General features: G+C 45.8%; 10 protein-coding genes. 4 read left to right on the top strand and 6 right to left on the bottom strand.

All coding sequences use genetic code 11. From position 1 onward, the window contains the following. Nucleotides 1–18: 18 nt before the first annotated feature. Complete coding sequence (locus GVO63_RS16450) at nucleotides 19–2,304, bottom strand: diguanylate cyclase (RefSeq protein ID WP_159491762.1); 2,286 nt, start codon at nucleotides 2,302–2,304, stop codon at nucleotides 19–21. A gap of 266 nt (nucleotides 2,305–2,570) precedes the next feature. Here GVO63_RS16450 and plsB point away from each other — a divergent pair, with 266 nt between their 5' ends. Continuing rightward, entirely contained in the window at nucleotides 2,571–5,027 is a 2,457-nt protein-coding gene (plsB, locus tag GVO63_RS16445; RefSeq protein ID WP_159491764.1) for a glycerol-3-phosphate 1-O-acyltransferase PlsB, read from the top strand. Nucleotides 5,028–5,282: 255 nt separating this feature from the next. Here plsB and ilvA read toward each other — a convergent pair whose 3' ends face one another. Then, a complete protein-coding gene (gene ilvA, locus GVO63_RS16440) occupies nucleotides 5,283–6,830 on the bottom strand; it encodes a threonine ammonia-lyase, biosynthetic (RefSeq protein ID WP_159491766.1) in 1,548 nt (515 codons plus the stop codon). After that, the gene (gene ilvD, locus GVO63_RS16435; RefSeq protein WP_159581324.1) at nucleotides 6,830–8,680 is read right to left on the bottom strand and encodes a dihydroxy-acid dehydratase; all 1,851 of its coding nucleotides are present in this window, start codon (nucleotides 8,678–8,680) and stop codon (nucleotides 6,830–6,832) included. Before ilvD ends, ilvA begins: the two co-directional genes overlap by 1 nt. A 405-nt stretch (nucleotides 8,681–9,085) precedes the next feature. On the opposite strand from ilvD, the gene GVO63_RS16430 reads away from it, so the two are divergent. Both GVO63_RS16430 and GVO63_RS16425 read left to right on the top strand, forming a co-directional pair. Continuing rightward, nucleotides 9,086–9,703: a trimeric intracellular cation channel family protein gene (locus tag GVO63_RS16430; RefSeq protein ID WP_159491770.1), complete on the top strand. Its 618-nt coding sequence runs from the start codon at nucleotides 9,086–9,088 to the stop codon at nucleotides 9,701–9,703. Nucleotides 9,704–9,900: 197 nt separating this feature from the next. After that, a complete protein-coding gene (locus tag GVO63_RS16425) occupies nucleotides 9,901–11,427 on the top strand; it encodes a YifB family Mg chelatase-like AAA ATPase (RefSeq protein ID WP_268891656.1) in 1,527 nt (508 codons plus the stop codon). A 20-nt stretch (nucleotides 11,428–11,447) separates the two neighbouring features. Here GVO63_RS16425 and ilvY read toward each other — a convergent pair whose 3' ends face one another. Continuing rightward, complete coding sequence (gene ilvY, locus GVO63_RS16420) at nucleotides 11,448–12,320, bottom strand: HTH-type transcriptional activator IlvY (protein ID WP_159491891.1); 873 nt, start codon at nucleotides 12,318–12,320, stop codon at nucleotides 11,448–11,450. A 157-nt stretch (nucleotides 12,321–12,477) separates the two neighbouring features. Here ilvY and ilvC point away from each other — a divergent pair, with 157 nt between their 5' ends. Next, complete coding sequence (gene ilvC, locus GVO63_RS16415) at nucleotides 12,478–13,956, top strand: ketol-acid reductoisomerase (protein ID WP_159581322.1); 1,479 nt, start codon at nucleotides 12,478–12,480, stop codon at nucleotides 13,954–13,956. Nucleotides 13,957–14,055: 99 nt separating this feature from the next. On the opposite strand, the gene GVO63_RS16410 is transcribed toward ilvC, so the two are convergent. After that, nucleotides 14,056–15,303 (bottom strand): multidrug effflux MFS transporter, encoded by a 1,248-nt coding sequence (locus GVO63_RS16410; protein WP_201281921.1) that lies wholly within the window; start codon nucleotides 15,301–15,303, stop codon nucleotides 14,056–14,058. Nucleotides 15,304–15,447: 144 nt separating this feature from the next. Beyond that, complete coding sequence (locus tag GVO63_RS16405; RefSeq protein WP_159581320.1) at nucleotides 15,448–17,436, bottom strand: S9 family peptidase; 1,989 nt, start codon at nucleotides 17,434–17,436, stop codon at nucleotides 15,448–15,450. Nucleotides 17,437–17,518 lie beyond the last annotated feature (82 nt).

Below are 17,518 nucleotides of genomic sequence, written 5' to 3'. Positions count from 1 at the left end.
ACTTCTAGACTTTCGGTCCTAGTTTACCCAAACCACCTTATTTCTTCCGTCTTCTTTTGCCAAATACAAAGACTTATCAGCTTCAGATAAAAGTACACTAAAGTCTGCACCGAAAGTATCTTCAATAAATGCAGCGCCAATGCTGATTGTTAGATTTATTACATCCTTTCCATAAGTGAGCGCACTTTCCTCAACTGCGACGCGGAGTGCCTCTAAATGCACATTGATTTCGTCTTTAGTTTCTCCAAAAACCACGACTGCAAACTCCTCCCCACCAAGTCGCGCAACCACGCTTGGCGCAAGATTATGCTTAGCAATTTTATCTGCAATCATAATCAGTGCTTGATCGCCAGCGTCATGCCCATAAGTGTCGTTTACCATCTTGAAATAATCTACATCAATAAGGGCGATACATGCGCATCCGTGCCGTTGTGATACGGTACTACACTCATCTAAAAACGCGCGCCGATTATACAACCCCGTCAAAGAGTCGGTCATTGCTAAAAAACGCAGCTTCTCTTCAGCAATCGCTCTAGCCTCTTCTAGTTCAACTGCATAGAACAACCCAGCAAGTGCATCTAATAATGGCTGCAAAAATTGAGCATCTTGCACAGTATAAGCATCAAACTTATTTGCTAAGCCAATCATACCTACCACTCTCTCTTTAATTTTGATGGGCAAGCCTAAAAATCGGCTTATGCGCGGGTGACCTTTGGGTACGCCTTTGGAATTGGGATGGCTTCCTGATACATTGCTGATCGTCACTTCACCCGTCACAATTGTTGTGCCGAAAAGATTGTCGAAACTACTGAAATACAAGTTTCGCTTTTTGTACTCAGCATATTGAGTAAAGCTACTGCTATCCCATACTATCTCGGATATAGCATGTATGAAGAGCCTTGACGATTCACCCGTGCCTTTCATTTGACCTATAAATGCAAACTGACTGTCGGATATATCGATTAACTCAGGCAGTACCGTCTGGCTCGCTAACGTTAAATCATTACTTTCAAGGTATGATGCCCGAGTTTTATTAATAAACTGAAGTAACTGCGTCTTTTTTTTCTCGTGAAGTTCTCGCTCCATCCTATCGGTGATATCACGATGAATACCTGCTATACGAATTGGCTTACCGCTTTCATCTGTTTCAACGGTTTTCCCATAGCTTTCCACCCACACCCATGATTCATTGGTATGCTTCATGCGGAATGTAGTATTAAAAACACTTGTGTGGCCTTTTAAATGGTCATGAAGCTTTTTTTCAACATGGACGTAATCTGCGGGGTGAATAAGCTGTCGAAAAAAACGCGAACTGGTGTCGTAATACTCATATTCAATGCCAACGATATCGCACCACCGCTTATTGACCTGGTTGATATCTGCGGCTAGGTTCCAATCCCAGGTACCAAGCTCCGACGCTTCCAGTAATAAACGCATGCGTTGATTTGTCTTATTAAGCTTATCTTCTACGTATTTTTGATCGCTAGTATCAAACAGAAACGCCTGCACAGAATACAATGCGCCATCTTCGCGAAAATTCGCCGTCGAAATCATGCTTACCCAAATCGTTCTGCTTGGCGTTGTTATTTGTAAACGGCAGGAGTGAGATTCAACTCCCTCCATGTGCGCCTGCATAGCAAAGGTAAATGCGTTTTCCGCTTCTTGTGTTATGACATCACTAAATTCTACAGAACCGCTAAGCAAATCATTGGCAGAAATACCCAACACTCGTTCACTATTTTTTGAGATATGAACTAATTTTAGCGATGTATCATACCGCCATGTCGCCAGCACAATTGGAGATTTTTCTATTAAACCATGCTCCCGTTTGAGAGCTTCATGCTCTCTGGAAAGAGTGATGTGTTGACTGACTAATGCCCCCACTCTTTCTAATAGCCTCAAACGCTTCTCATCTATTTCTCTCGGCTCAGTATCGATAAGGCAGACTGCGCCAACAACTTGATTATTTATCTCTATGGGCGTACCCGCATAAAAACAAATATGAGGTTCACCAGTCACTAAAGGATTATTGGCGAAACGAGGGTCTTCTTTTGCATTTTTCACAACGAGGGGTGTTTGATTGTCTACCACGTGACCACAAAAAGCATCCTCACGATTAATACGGCTTAGATCTGTGCCATATCGAGCTTTAAAGGTTTCTTCGTACTGCCCTACAATACCGATAAGAGCAATGGGTACGCGATATGCTTCTGCTAAAATCACCATTAAGTCGTCTAAATCCAATGGCAATTCAGTATTAAGCATGAAGTCATCAATGGTTTTTAAACGGGTTTGATCGTCCACAATAGCTAACTCATAAATTTTTACCTATATAGAAAGTAGTAACTGTATATGGGTATCGCAACAAAATACTGTATATCATGTGTAACAAGAAGGTATGCGTAAGACATTTAACAACGCTTGCTGAACAAAAGGACAACAAGTTTTTGAACTTGTGAGGTAAGATCAAGTCATTAAAGCAATTACAGCGGTGATAATGGCATATCGCGAGATCGTAAGGCGATTATGTTACACTTCATCTGTTTTTATTTCATAGGACTACAGAATTCATGTCGTGGATGCGAAAAGCCCTTCTGTCGGTATTTCATTATCCTGTTAAGTTACTGGTTAAAGCCCATAGCATACCGGTCAACGTTGAAACCGAACTTGGGATAGATAAGAGTAAACCTATTGTTTATCTGCTTCCCACCAACTCAGTAACAGACCAACTTGCACTGAGGATGTCGACTAAAGCGTTAGGTTTACCTAGCCCAACAGAAACCCTCACATTAGCTGGGCGGGAATATTCGTCGACGCTGTTTCTGCGGAAAACTCAACCAATTTTTCGATCATCAGCAAAAGATACAGGCATAGAAGAAGTCTTCACCGATCTTTTTCACTTGCACAGAGACCACGAAAACCTAGATTTACAGGTTGTACCTGTCTATGTAACGTGGGGAAGAGCCCCGGGTCGGGGGAACCCTGGCTTGGGCGATTTGATCACTGAAGCCGCAGCGCCAAGCTGGCTTCGCAAGCTGTTTATTGTACTGTTTCTCGGCCGCGACAATTTTATCAATTATTCAAAAGCCGTATCAGCACGGGCCATGTCGAACCAGCACGGAAGCGATCAAAGTATTGCACACAAGCTTGTACGCGTAGCAAGTACTCACTTCCAGAGAAAGCGTCAGAGTATGACTGGCCCTACACTGCTAGAACGCCAAGAACTTAATAACAGCGTATTGGGTTCTGATGCCGTGCGCCGCGCCATTGCTGAAGAATCGAGAAGCAAAAAAGTATCTCACGAAAAAGCCAAAGAAAGGGCGCAAAGTTACATTACGGAAATAGCCGCCGATTATCGAGAAGGACTCATCAGGTTTGGCGATAGATTGTTAACGCGCATTTGGAACAAAATATACAACGGGATTAGCGTAGGTCATGCGGACCGTATTCGCGAACTTGCCGCAAACGGTCACGAAATTATCTATGTGCCTTGTCACCGAAGTCACATGGATTATCTGTTGCTAACTTACGTAATTTATCACGAGGGTATGGTAACGCCGCACATCGCTGCCGGTATCAACCTTAACTTTTGGCCTATTGGTAAAGTGTTCCGCCGTGGTGGTGCGTTCTTCCTACGCCGCAGTTTTGCTGGAAACAAATTGTATACAGCGGTATTCAGAGAATATTTAGAACTCTTATTTAACAAAGGTTATTCAGTAAAATACTATCCTGAAGGTGGCCGCAGCCGAACCGGACGCCTAATTCCACCCAAAACAGGTATGTTAGCCATGACCATTCAAGCCATGCTAAAAGGGGTTAATCGCCCGGTAAGTATCGTGCCTGTTTACATCGGTTATGAAAATGTAATGGAAGTGAAGAGCTATCTGAACGAGCTTAAAGGCTCTAAGAAGAAAAAAGAGTCTAACCTTCAGGTGTTCTCTGCCATTCGCAAGCTTAAAAATTACGGCCATGGGTATGTAAACTTTGGTGAGCCCATCGCGCTTAACCAATTTCTTGAAACTCACGTACCGAACTGGCGCGATTGTCGAGATGCTGAGCCAGAGAAGAAGCCTGCATGGTTAACGCCTGCGGTAAATGAACTCGCCAATAATGTAATGACGCGCATAAACCGTGCGGCAGCGTTAAATGGTATGGCATTAACCTCGCTGTGTTTGCTGTCGTCAAAAACACAGACCATGAGTGAATCTGAGCTAAAACAAGCCATAGGTGACTTTATGGATTTGTTTAAAGCGGTGCCATTCAGTGAAGACGCAACCATCCCGGAATCAACGGCTGAAGAACTGCTGCGTGATACGATTAAACTTGGTCGCTTTGATATAAAAGAAGATGACTATGGGAAATTAATTAGCCCTCAGCCTCAATCAGCGGTCTACCTTACGTATTATCGAAACAATATTTTGCATTTATTTGCTATTCCGGGCCTGATTATGGCGTCTGTTTTCGCCAAAAAAGGCGTGAGCAAAAATGAGATACTGCAGCTAATCGCGGCACTTTATCCCTTGCTGCAAAAAGAACTGTTTTTGCACCTTACACAAGATGAAGCCCTTGCTCATACCGATGCCCTCATCACTGCGTTGTTAAATAACGGCCTTTTACGTCAAAAAGACGGAGAGCTTCTTCCGCCTGATGCACACTGTAAGCAATTCCACTCAGCATGGCTGTTGAGTCGCTGTATGCAGGAAACATTACAACGTTATGCCGTGGTACTGACCATCCTTGAAAAAGAGAAGGTGATAAGTCGAGGAGTGCTAGAAAGAGAAAGCAAACAAGTGGCAGAGCGTCTGTCAGTCCTTTACGGGCTAAGCTCGCCAGAGTTTTATGACAAAAACGTGCTATCGAGTTTCATTGGGGCCCTGAAGGAAAATCATTGGCTAGATTCTGAAAAAGATGGCAGCCTCAAGTACTCAGAAGAGTGCGAGGCCCTTCGCCAAGACGTAATGGCGCTCATATGGCCAGAAATGATGCAGCACTTAGAAAACGTCGCGTTAAATGGGGCAAGTGAGTAAGGCTTTATACCGCAAGCGTCCATTTACATACTCGATAATATTAACCCCCACTCGTCGGCATGTCTTACTTTTGGGGGTTTTTCATTTAATACCAGTCCGCATAGATAATTGCTTGTAATTTTTTGCTCACAGAATGAAAAACACTGCATTTTCAATGGGGGGCGCTTTGCATCGCTCCCCGGTAAGCCTCGGCTTAACGCGAAACAATGCAAAGCGATAACATGTCATGCCAAGTACATTTGCTTGGCATTGTGTTTAGGCTGTTTGCGACAAGAAAAAGCGATAAGCTGGGTTATCTGTGACTTCTTCTACTTTATATCCCAATTCGATAACGTGCTGATTAAAGTCGTCTCGGCTTTCAGGTGCTATATCAAACCCTGCCAACACAAGACCTTCCGCTGCACCATGGTTGCGGTAATGGAACAACGTTATATTCCACTGCTCGCCTAACGTATTTAAGAAATTTAATAGCGCTCCCGGACGCTCCGGGAACTCAAAGCTGAACACCTGCTCGTTCAATAAGGTAGGAGGACGTCCGCCCACCATATGACGCACATGTAATTTTGCCAGCTCGTTATCGCTTAAGTTCACGCAATCATAACCCTTACTCTCAAGGTCATTTTGTAGTGCAGCGAACTCCTGTTGACCGCCTTTAAGCTTCACACCAACAAAGATATGTGCTTCACTTTCGCTGGCATAGCGATAGTTGAATTCGGTGATGGCTTTCGCCCCAACACATTCGCAAAACTGTTTAAATGCGCCTTTGGTTTCAGGAATTTTAACCGCAAATACGGCTTCTTTCTGTTCACCTAACTCACAGCGTTCAGATACGTAGCGCAGAGTGTGAAAGTTGATGTTCGCTCCGCATAAAATACCGCCCAGCTTTTTCCCTTTAAGGTCGTGCTGCTTGGCGTATTTGCGAATTGCCGCCACTGAAAGGGCGCCCGCGGGTTCTGCAATAACGCGAGTGTCATCAAAGATATCTTTGATCGCACCGCAAATTTCATCATTGCTTACGGTAATCGTTTCATCAATTAAACGGTTACACAGGCGAAAGGTTTCTTGCCCCATAATTTTTACGGCTACGCCATCAGCGAAGATACCTACGCTTTCAAGCTCTGTAGGTTCGCCTTGTGCTTTGGCCTTAATGAAGCAGGCTGACTCTTCAGACTCCACCGCCACAATCTTTATGCTGGGTTTTAGCTGTTTCAAATACACAGCAATACCTGCCGCCAGTCCACCGCCGCCAACGGCGATAAACAATATATCCAGGTTGGGATTTTGCTCTAACAGCTCCCGTGCAACCGTTCCTTGACCGGCAATCACATCAGGGTCGTCAAAGGGCGGCACAAAGGTATAGCCGTGTGTTTCACAGAGCGCTTTCGCGTGGTTACTCGCTTGGTCAAAGCTGGTACCGTGCAAAACAACATTGACATTTTCACCGCCAAATCGACGCACTGCGTCGACTTTAATGTCAGGCGTGGTTTCAGGCATAACGATTGTAGCCTGAATTCCTTTCATTTTTGCGCTGTACGCCAAGCCTTGAGCGTGGTTCCCCGCCGAGGCACCGATCACTCCGGCTTGCAATTGTTCATCGCTCAGCGAGCAAATGCGATTATACGCACCGCGCAGCTTAAAACTTTTAACCGGCTGCTGATCTTCACGTTTGAGAAAAATATCATTACCCAGCTCGGCTGAAAGCAATGACATATAAGAAAGCTCACTGGCTACCGCTACATCGTAAACCGGGGCCAGTAAGATCTTCTTTAGATATTCGTGGTCGCTTACGTGCTCACCTACCATTACAAACCTTCCAGCTTACTCACATCGCGAACCGCACCTTTATCGGCACTGGTTGCAAGCGCTGCAAAGGTTTTGAGGGAAGTCGACACTTCGCGCACGCGATCTTTAGGTTTCCATGGCTTATCGCTCGCTTCCATCTTCGCACGACGCTCGGCAAGTTCTTCGTCGCTGATGGCGATATTGATGCTTCTATTTGGAATGTCGATTTCAATTTTATCGCCATTCTCAACAAGCCCAATGCCACCGCCGCTCGCGGCTTCTGGTGAGCAGTGTCCAATAGACAAACCGCTGGTACCGCCACTGAAACGACCGTCGGTAACCAAGGCACAGTGCTTACCTAACCCTTTTGATTTTAAGTACGATGTGGGATAAAGCATCTCTTGCATACCCGGCCCACCACGGGGGCCCTCGTAGCGAATAAACACCACGTCACCGGCTTTAACTTCGCCACCCAAAATACCTGCCACGGCATCATCTTGACTTTCGTAAATACGGGCCGTGCCGTTGAATGTTAAGATAGACTCATCCACACCTGCTGTTTTTACAATGCAGCCATCTTCAGCCAAATTGCCGTAAAGTACAGCAAGACCACCTTCTTGACTAAATGCATGCTCGATAGCGCGAATACAGCCATTTTCACGGTCGTCATCGACTGTATCCCAGCGGCAATCCTGACTGAACGCTTTAGTCGTTCGAATACCCGCGGGGCCCGCACGATAAAACGTGATTGCCTCTTTATTTTCAGGGTTGGTGATATCCCATTCGCTAATAACATCGGGTAGCGATTTACCCAAAACGTGATTAACATCAGTATTTAGTAAGCCTGCCTTGTTGAGCTCGTTCAAAATACCCAATACACCACCGGCTCGGTGCACGTCTTCCATGTGATACTTAGGCGTAGAAGGCGCCACCTTACATAAATGCGGCACTTTGCGAGACAATCTATCGATATCTGCCATCGTAAAAGGCACTTCACCTTCCATCGCCGCCGCAAGTAAATGCAAAATAGTATTCGTTGAGCCGCCCATTGCGATATCTAGGCTCATGGCATTTTCAAAGGCTTTGAAGTTTGCAATATTGCGTGGCAAAACACTTTCATCATCGTCACCGTAGTAACGCTTACATAGCTCAACTATTTGCTTACCTGCTTGTTTAAATAGGCCTTCACGGTCAGCGTGAGTCGCAAGCATTGAGCCGTTGCCCGGCAGTGATAGACCGAGCGCTTCGGTTAAACAGTTCATAGAGTTGGCGGTAAACATACCTGAACACGAGCCACAGGTAGGGCAGGCCGAACGTTCGATTTCATCGGTGTCCGCATCGCTAACTTTATCGTCTGCTGCAGCCACCATGGCATCGACCAGATCTAACTTAATAATCTGATCTGAAAGCTTAGTTTTACCCGCTTCCATGGGGCCGCCCGATACAAAAATAACCGGCACATTAAGACGCATTGATGCCATTAACATTCCGGGCGTGATCTTGTCACAGTTAGAAATACACACGATAGCGTCAGCGCAGTGTGCGTTAACCATATATTCCACTGCATCGGCGATGATTTCGCGGGAAGGTAGGCTATATAGCATCCCGCTGTGGCCCATAGCGATACCATCGTCTACAGCAATGGTATTGAACTCTTTTGCTACGCCACCCGCTTCTTCAACACTGCGCGCCACCAGCTGGCCGAGGTCTTTAAGATGAACATGCCCTGGTACAAACTGCGTGAATGAGTTTGCAATGGCAATAATAGGCTTTCCAAAATCAGAGTCTTTCATTCCAGTTGCACGCCATAGCGCACGAGCGCCGGCCATATTTCTACCTTGAGTGGTAGTTGCAGAACGTAACTTGGGCATAAATCCTTCCCGTTTATTGTAGGTACAAGACCTTTTTGTGAAACTTAAAAAACAGTGGTAAACCAGTCATGCTGTGGCTTATTTTCAATACGCGCTGTTTTACTCGACATTGCATGTCATACTGATGATGTACTAAATCATCTAGAGTCGTTCAAGCGAAGGGCAACAAAGCCCCGCTTTAAACATATCAGTAGCGCTTTGTTTTATATGATATATTTGACTTACAACGCCGCTTTCCGTTGGCATTATAAAAATGAAATGTTGTTCTTCAGAGACTATGGCTTTGTCTCTGCTCTCAATACGCGACAAAACGGCGAATCGATATTAGGCAAAGAAATAGCATGAAATGTACGGTTTGATCAAGTTTTTTGCGGCAGAAATAGTGAGCACTAAAGGGTAGTAGACATGTTTGATTGGTTTCATTGGCTGAACCTTGCGGGCGTTGCCGTTTGCGCAATTTCCGGCACCCTCATGGCCTATCAAAAGCGTATGGACGGTTTTGGCGTGGTGGTCCTCGCCAGTGCGACGGCCATTGGCGGCGGAACGCTGCGAGATGTGATGTTGGATGTACCCGTATTTTGGATTGCCGATACCGATTACTTATACACCACGCTTATCGCCGCCTTTATTCCCATAATATGGCTAAGAATAAGCCCAAGATTTCCTTTCCACTATCTACTTATTGCCGATGCGTTCGGCTTAGCATTGTTTAATGTGGTAGGGATAGAAAAAGCCTTGGCGAACGACACTGGCATGGCCGTAGCTGTGGCCATGGGAACCATTACTGGCGTTTTCGGGGGGTTGTTACGAGACGTTATTTGTCGCGAAGTTCCGCTGGTTCTAAACGGCGAGCTCTACGCGATGACCTGTATCGCAGGGGGCATTGTGTATGGTATTGGACTGCAATTCGAACTCGCTACACAGTGGTGCGGGATCGCTGCGCTTATTACAACGGTATTGTTTAGACTCGGCGCTATGCGTTGGCACTGGCAGCTGCCTGTTTTCTACAACGACCATCACTGATTCATATGAGACCGCGCAGCGCATAGTAACCACCCACTATGCGCTGTGAGCAGCCTAAGTAAATCCGGTCGTTAGTACAGTTACATCCTCGTTCCACTCTCATTACAGTTTTGCACTTGGGCGACAGCAGAATTCTCTGGCTGCGCCTCTACTTTTTTATATTCAATACCGTGAAAATTGGCAGTGTAGAGAAAGGAGTGGGCTACATTATGGGTATGGCTGTCGTTAAAACGTTTGCTGGCCAAGGTGTATCAGCGCCAGAGGTGAGTGTGGAAATTCATCTTGCTAACGGATTACCCGCATTTCAACTGGTCGGCATGGCAGAAACCAGTGTGAAAGAAGCCCGAGAACGGGTGCGAAGTGCGCTTATCAACAGCGGCTTTGAATTTCCCGCCAAACGAATAACCGTTAATTTAGCACCTGCTGATATTCCCAAATTCGGCGGGCGATTCGACCTTCCGATCGCCGTAGGTATTTTGGCAGCGTCGGGCTATATTTCAGATACCAGCTTATTAAACATCGCGTTTGTCGGCGAGCTTGCTTTGAATGGGGAAATCAAGCCCGTTAACGGCCTTATTCCTGTGGTAATGGCGGCCGCTAACGAAGATATAGCGTTGGTGTACCCTGGTGACAATGATATTGAAGCCGCGCTCGTCTCCCATGCAACACGCTTTCCCGCCTTTGATTTACTGTCAGTTTATGAGCATCTTACTGGGAACAAGAAGCTCGCGAAGGGCAAGCCGTTTGTCTCACAGTCACCCAGTACCACGCTTACGGGATGGGACGACATTATTGGCCAAGAGCAAGCTAAACGGGCACTCATTATTGCAGCAAGTGGCGCACATAATCTCTTGATGGTAGGGCCGCCCGGTACGGGAAAAAGCTTATTAGCAAGCCGTATGTTGTCGCTATTACCTGATATGAGCGAAGAAGAAGCCCTCGAAGTTGCTGCTATTCATTCAGTCAAAGGTGAAAAATTGCATGCAGAACGATTCTTAACCCGCCATTTACGCTCACCCCACCACACCAGTTCTGCCGTAGCATTAACTGGAGGCGGATCTCACCCAGTACCGGGTGAAATATCGCTGGCTCACAACGGCATTCTGTTTTTAGATGAACTGCCGGAATTTGGACGAAAAGCACTGGATGTGTTGCGCGAACCACTCGAAACCGGTGACGTGCATTTATCTCGAGCATCAGGAAGCGCCACATACCCAGCCAACTTTCAGTTAGTGGCGGCGATGAACCCGAGTCCGACAGGAGATATTGATGATAATCGGTTGACGCCACAGCAACAGCTTAACTACTTAAACCGATTGTCGGGCCCGCTACTTGATAGAATAGATATACAGGTAGAAGTACCTCGACTTCCTGACTACGACCTGCCAGAGCGCGCCAATAGGCCTAACGACTCGTTACACGCAACGCGAGAGCGGGTTATTGAAGCAAGATACAAACAAGAAAAACGGCAAGGAAAGCCCAATGGTGCGCTGCATGCCGGTGAGCTGGCGGATATTTGCTTGCTTGATGACGCCGACTTACGGTTTCTACAAGCGGCCGCTAAACAACTCAATTTATCCATGCGAGTATTTCACCGCACACTAAAAGTTGCCAGAACGATTGCCGATCTTGAAAATGAGCAAGCGGTATCACGAGCACATATGGCAGAAGCATTAGGTTATCGCGCCCTTGATAACCTCATTAAGCAGTTGAGCACTAGTTGAGTACTGCTTTTGCCTTACAATTACGCACGAGATTGCAAGTTTAGCTGCATAAACGCGTTAATAAGGGGGTCGTTTTGCTTGTCTTGCAAGCAACATAAACCAAGGGCATAAGGCTCAATATCTGCCACTGGTATTTGCGTTACCGCACCGGCCATGCTGGAATGATCGAGTACCACTTTTGGCACAAATCCCACACCACATTCAAGAGCCACCATGCTCACGATGGCCTCGTTGCCACCGACATAGGCATAGACATTGGGGCGAATACCGTGCTCGGCAAACCAGTGATAAGCCGTGCGCCGCGTTGGCCCGGTTTCAGGCATTATCACTTGATGCTTTGTCCAGTCTAACTGGCTCAGTTGAGTGAGTCGCCATTCTCTTGGAGCAATGAGCACCAAAGGCACATTATCAAGGGCAGTGAAATACAAATCTGTCGGCATATCTGGGGTGTAAATAGCAATAGATAAGTCGCACTGCTTGCCTTTTACTTTTTCAATTGCAAGGGCTGGATCGCCCGTAATTAGCCGTATATCCACGCCCGGATGCTGTTGCCTAAATTGCCTAAGCATCGCGGGCAAGTGGCTTTGACTGGCCGTTACCGAGCAAAATACGCTGAGTTCCCCCTGTAATGCATCGCTATCTGCTTTTAAATCTACCTTTAATTGCTGCCAATCTTTTAAGGCTTGCTTTGAAAACGACAGCAACTTATGCCCACTGTGAGTAAGCGCGACCTTGCGGTTATCACGTTTAAACAAGGTGCAGCCTAACTCGTCTTCAAGGCGTTGAATAACACGGCTTAACGTAGAGGGCGATACATACATGGCCTCGGCAGTAACACCAAAATGCAGGCTGGTCGCGAGGTGATTAAAGAGTTGTAAACTGCGAAAATCCATAAACATTTCACTTTTTGCAATATTATCTTGCAAATATATCATTTTCCAAAACAAAAGAAATCTTTTAGTCTCACTACCAAGTCGTCATAGACGAGGTCTGTCAGCGCCAAGGTCGGTGTTTGATATTGACAAAAATGAATGTTGTTCGGAAATTTTTATGGCTAATTATTTCAACACCCTGTCACTTCGCCAGCAGTTAGATCAGCTTGGCCGCTGCCGTTTCATGGCACGCGAAGAATTCGCTGACGGTTGTCAGTTCTTAAAAGGCAAGAAAATTGTCATTGTAGGCTGCGGCGCGCAGGGCCTTAACCAAGGCCTGAATATGCGTGATTCAGGGTTAGATGTTTCTTATGCGCTGCGTCAAGCGGCTATTGATGAGCAACGCGACTCATACAAGCGCGCAACCAGTAACGGATTTACCGTTGGTACATACCAACAGCTCATTCCAGAAGCAGATGTGGTTTATAACCTTACGCCTGACAAGCAGCACGCTAGCGTAGTAGAAGCCGTTATGCCGCTTATGAAAGAAGGTGCAACGTTAGGTTACTCTCACGGTTTCAATATTGTTGAAGAAGGCCAGCAAATTCGTAGCGATATCACAGTAATTATGTGTGCACCGAAAAGCCCAGGTTCTGAAGTACGTGAAGAATATAAGCGTGGCTTCGGTGTTCCAACACTTATTGCCGTGCACCCAGAGAACGACCCTGAAGGAAAAGGTTGGGAACAAGCCAAAGCACTCGCAAGTGCAACAGGCGGTGACCGCGCAGGTGTACTTGAGTCATCTTTTGTGGCTGAAGTTAAATCTGACCTTATGGGTGAGCAAACCATCTTATGTGGTATGCAACAGGTTGCAGCGGTACTTGCGTTTGAAAAAATGGTTGATGATGGTATCGACCCAGGCTACGCAGGTGCACTTATTCAGTACGGCTTAGAAGCCATCACTGAAGCACTGAAGATTGGCGGCGTTACTCACATGATGGACCGTCTATCAAACCCTGCGAAAGTGAAAGCGTTTGAGCTTTCTGAGCAGTTAACTGATTTACTACGTCCGCTATTTGAAAAGCACCAAGACGACATCATCAGCGGTGAGTTCTCTCGCACTATGATGGAAGACTGGGCAAATGGCGATGCTAACCTACTTAAGTGGCGTGAAGAAACCGGTGAAACCGCGTTTGAAAACGCACCGGCTTATGAAGGTGAAATCAGTGAACAAGAATTCTTTGACCACGGCATCTTACTGGTTGCCATGATCAAGTGTGGTGTTGAAGTTGCGTTTGACGTAATGGTTGAAGCCGGCATTCTACCTGAGTCTGCGTACTATGAATCACTGCATGAAACACCGCTTATTTCTAACACAATTGCGCGTAAGCGTTTGTATGAAATGAACGTGGTTATTTCAGACACAGCAGAATATGGAAACTATTTGTTTGCCAATGCAGCAATTCCGATTTTGCGCGAGAAGTTTATGCCTACCATTGATACCAGCGTTATCGGTAAGGGTTTGAATGTTACTTCTAATCAAGTAGAGAACAAACGCCTTGTTGAAATTAACGAAGCCATCCGTTCACACGGTGTGGAATCAGTAGGTAAGACCTTACGTGGCTACATGACTGACATGAAAGCTATAGTTGTGTAAAAACAGAGGTTAGGACAGTTTCTGTCGTTAGGTGCTTAACTAAGCCCTCTTGCCCGACCATTTTGGTCGGGCTTTTTTATGACCGCATTGCGGTATATTCTAAGCAACCGCTTCGCGTGCGCGCTCGGCATAGCGCACAGACCCATAAGCCAAAGCAAAAAAGATTAAAAATCCCCAGCCAATAGGCATTAAATTTCCATTTAAAAAACTATCCACAACAAGCGCCACGGGTACTGAAAACAAACTCGAAAAACAGCCAATTATAGCAGCGCCTAAACCGGCCATTTCTCCGAGCGGCTGCATTGCCATGGCATTTAAGTTTCCAAACAAAATACCTACAAAGAAAAAACCAATGAACATTACGGCGACAGTAGGAATTAACGGTGGCAGCCCGTCGTATACAAACAATAATGTTAAATACACTACAGCAAACCCATTCACGCCCTTAAACGCAAAGCGACAAAGCTTGCGCATACCAAACCGCATAACCATTTTTCCATTAAAGTAGGAGGCTAGCCCGATGGAAAAAGCCAGGGTTGCAAAGATATAGGGAAACCACTCTCCAACGTTGTAAAACACGGTAAATATGGTTTGAGAGGCACTTAAATACGCTAAAAATGCGCCAAAAATGCAGCCCATGGCAAAGGTGTAGCCCATCACGGCAGGGTTTGTCAGAATATACTTTGAAGAGGCAAAAAAGCGTGCCCACGAGAACTTTTTGCGACGAGCTCTTGGCAACGTTTCTCCTTGGCGGGAAAAAAACCAAATCCCCGCCATAGTGGCAACAACGAGGAACAGGGTGAAAATATGGAACCAAGAGGATAGCTCCATCACGGTTTGGCCAATAATAGGCGCCAACATAGGCACGAGTATAAACACCATCATGATAAACGACATGACCTTTGCCATAGCATCACCGACATATAAATCGCGGATAATTGCCATGGACGCAATACGAGGCCCCGATACTCCAAACGCCTGAATAACACGTCCCACCAGCATTGTTTCCAAGTTGGTAGCCAGCATACATACAAAGGTACCTAGAGCAAAAATACATAGCCCAACTAAAATAGTCAGGCGACGGCCTCGGCTGTCAGAGAAGGGGCCAAAAAACATTTGCCCGAAAGCCATACCTAAAAAGAATACAGTTACAATCAAATGGGTATGGTGTGCTTCTGCAACATTTAACGACTCACCAATTTGAATGAGTGCGGGCAGCATCGCATCGATGCTAAGTGCGACCAGCGATGTCATCGTGGCCATAAGAGCAACAAATTCAACAAGGCCAAGAGCTGGCTTTTGCACAACTGCCGTATCTTCAGATACGCCGTTTGATGTTTGGGGCATAAAGTCTCGAATATGAAATTAAGTGAGGGAAATCAAAAAGGCACGATAAAGCGTCGCGCCTTGACATTATATCTCAACTTTGGTTAAAAAGCCGCCAAACCTCGCCCATCTCATCTTAATTATTGGCGAATTTACCGGTTGCCATTAGGAATCAGAGGCCACCGTTGCCTTTGCGGAGTCAGCACCAGCGGGCGCTAAGTATTTGTCTAAAAATGCATCCATTTCCTTAAAAAAGAGATGGCGATTTCTCTGTATAGAAAGGTGATGATCGCCACTTTCCAACTCAACATACTTAAAGGCTTTACCGTAATCCTCTAACTCATCAGCCATGTAGCGACTATGGAGAGGCGGTACAATGCGATCCTCTTCTCCATGGACCAACAAAATAGGGGTTTTAATACCTTTGGCGTTGTAATAGGGTGAGCGTGCTTCCAAGTCATCGTCGTCATCGCCAAATTGATTTTTAACGAATTCATTATTTAGGAAGCGGCGAGAGTGGATAACGACATGCTTAAGCGAACTCACACCGGCAAAACTCACTGCGCATTTAAATAAGTCAGGTGTTTTAACCGTCGCCATTAAAGCCGCATATCCACCGTAGCTTGCGCCAACGATACACATATTATCTTTCTCTGCGTACCCCTTTTCTACCATCCAACCAGCAGCGTCGGTAATATCGTCTTGCATAGCCAGGCCCCATCCTTTCATTTGGCTTTGCGCAAAACTATAACCATAACCTCTTGAGCCTCTAAAGTTTGGCCTCAACACAGCGTAGCCTTTCGAGGTGAAGTATGCAGTCCAGTAGTCGAACCCACTGAAGTCTCGAGCCCCCGGTCCGCCGTGGGGGTGAATAATAGTAGGGAAAGGTCCATCACCTTTTGGTAGGGTTAAATAGGCTTCAATCTTGATACCATCCCTGGCTTCATACTCAATCAGTTTATGTTCTGATAATTGCGTAGAGTCTATTTGACTGTATTGCTGAAATAGCACGTTAAGTGTGCCTTCCTTGCGGTCACCTAATAAAAAAACACCAGGCAATACGTCAGATTCAGAGTAAACAATATAGGTCTGTTCATCGTCGCTAAAACTCACCAATGTATTGTCGTAATCGGGAAGACCATTATCAATTCCACTTTGTAAGGCAACATAACGCTCATCCCAATAATAACGTCCATTGTGACGCACTCCGATGGCATCTCGTGTAACCGGCGAGTAAATAAGACTGCCGTTTACGTCATACCCTTCATCGGCATACACCTCTTGTCGCTCGTTAGTTTTAAGATTTAGGGTATAGAGCGCGCGATAGTCGCCTTTGTAGCCTTTGAAATAGAGGATATTAGGGTCTTTTGCGAAACCAACAGGATACTCACCTTTTTCCGTCATAGTGTTGTAAGCGAACAAGGTACGCCATTCGTCACCTTCTTTTAAGAAAACCTCGCGTTCGCCATTGTCATAATTGAGTGAAATACCGATACGAACATTATTTTGTTGGTCAGTAAGCCAGTCTCTAATACCTTTTTTACCACGTAGAATTCGACTTAGGCTTCCATTATTTACATTGACTTTATATACCGAGGGTAGACCTAAAACTTCTACGTCTAACGCAATTAAAATATGGTCAGGATCATCAGGTAGCCAGTCTATGACGTCATCGTGAAACTGAGGAATATGATTAGGGTTACCTGCTCGATGCTTAATTCGCTCCCAATCAACCATATTGAACACGCCGCCTTCACCGTCAAATTTAATGCTCAGCAAGCGTGTATCGTGAACTTTTGTGGTGCCACGGAGTGTTTCGTAGCGAGCGCTAACCACTAGCCGCTCATTGTTCACCCAGTTGTACCAGTTTATTTTTACGCGCTCATTGTCCGAGCGCAGCAAATAGTGCTTTTCACCCTTTTTCAAGTCATACGTTGCGAGCATGGCAAAGGCTTCTTCTTGCTCAACGTTTTGAACAAAAGCGATTTTTGAGCCATCGGGTGAAAGTGACGGAGTCCAGTAAGTAGGCAAAGAACTGAAGGTTTCGTAAGTCGGTTCTCTCTCAATAGACTCTGCGCCCGATAACAAGAAAGGCATCATCAGCAAAAATAGGGCGATTATTGAGGTAGGTAAACGTGCCTTTTTGTAAAACATAACATTCCCTTGTTCTTTTTTAGTTTTAATGGAACTTCGTTAAAGCGCTGGCTTCGAAGAAAAACGAACATCGAGTATACAA

This window comes from Alteromonas sp. KUL106 (genome assembly GCF_009811415.1).
Classification (GTDB): domain Bacteria; phylum Pseudomonadota; class Gammaproteobacteria; order Enterobacterales; family Alteromonadaceae; genus Alteromonas.
This window is presented reverse-complemented; position numbering and strand designations above follow the sequence as displayed.

What these genes read in the sequence shown, in the direction of transcription:
- plsB (WP_159491764.1), top strand. Translation starts at nt 2,571, where the DNA reads ATGTCGTGGATGCGAAAAGCCCTTCTGTCGGTATTTCATTATCCTGTT.
- ilvA (WP_159491766.1), bottom strand. Translation starts at nt 6,830, where the DNA reads ATGGTAGGTGAGCACGTAAGCGACCACGAATATCTAAAGAAGATCTTA.
- ilvD (WP_159581324.1), bottom strand. Translation starts at nt 8,680, where the DNA reads ATGCCCAAGTTACGTTCTGCAACTACCACTCAAGGTAGAAATATGGCC.
- GVO63_RS16430 (WP_159491770.1), top strand. Translation starts at nt 9,086, where the DNA reads ATGTTTGATTGGTTTCATTGGCTGAACCTTGCGGGCGTTGCCGTTTGC.
- ilvY (WP_159491891.1), bottom strand. Translation starts at nt 12,320, where the DNA reads ATGGATTTTCGCAGTTTACAACTCTTTAATCACCTCGCGACCAGCCTG.
- ilvC (WP_159581322.1), top strand. Translation starts at nt 12,478, where the DNA reads ATGGCTAATTATTTCAACACCCTGTCACTTCGCCAGCAGTTAGATCAG.
- GVO63_RS16410 (WP_201281921.1), bottom strand. Translation starts at nt 15,303, where the DNA reads ATGCCCCAAACATCAAACGGCGTATCTGAAGATACGGCAGTTGTGCAA.
- GVO63_RS16405 (WP_159581320.1), bottom strand. Translation starts at nt 17,436, where the DNA reads ATGTTTTACAAAAAGGCACGTTTACCTACCTCAATAATCGCCCTATTT.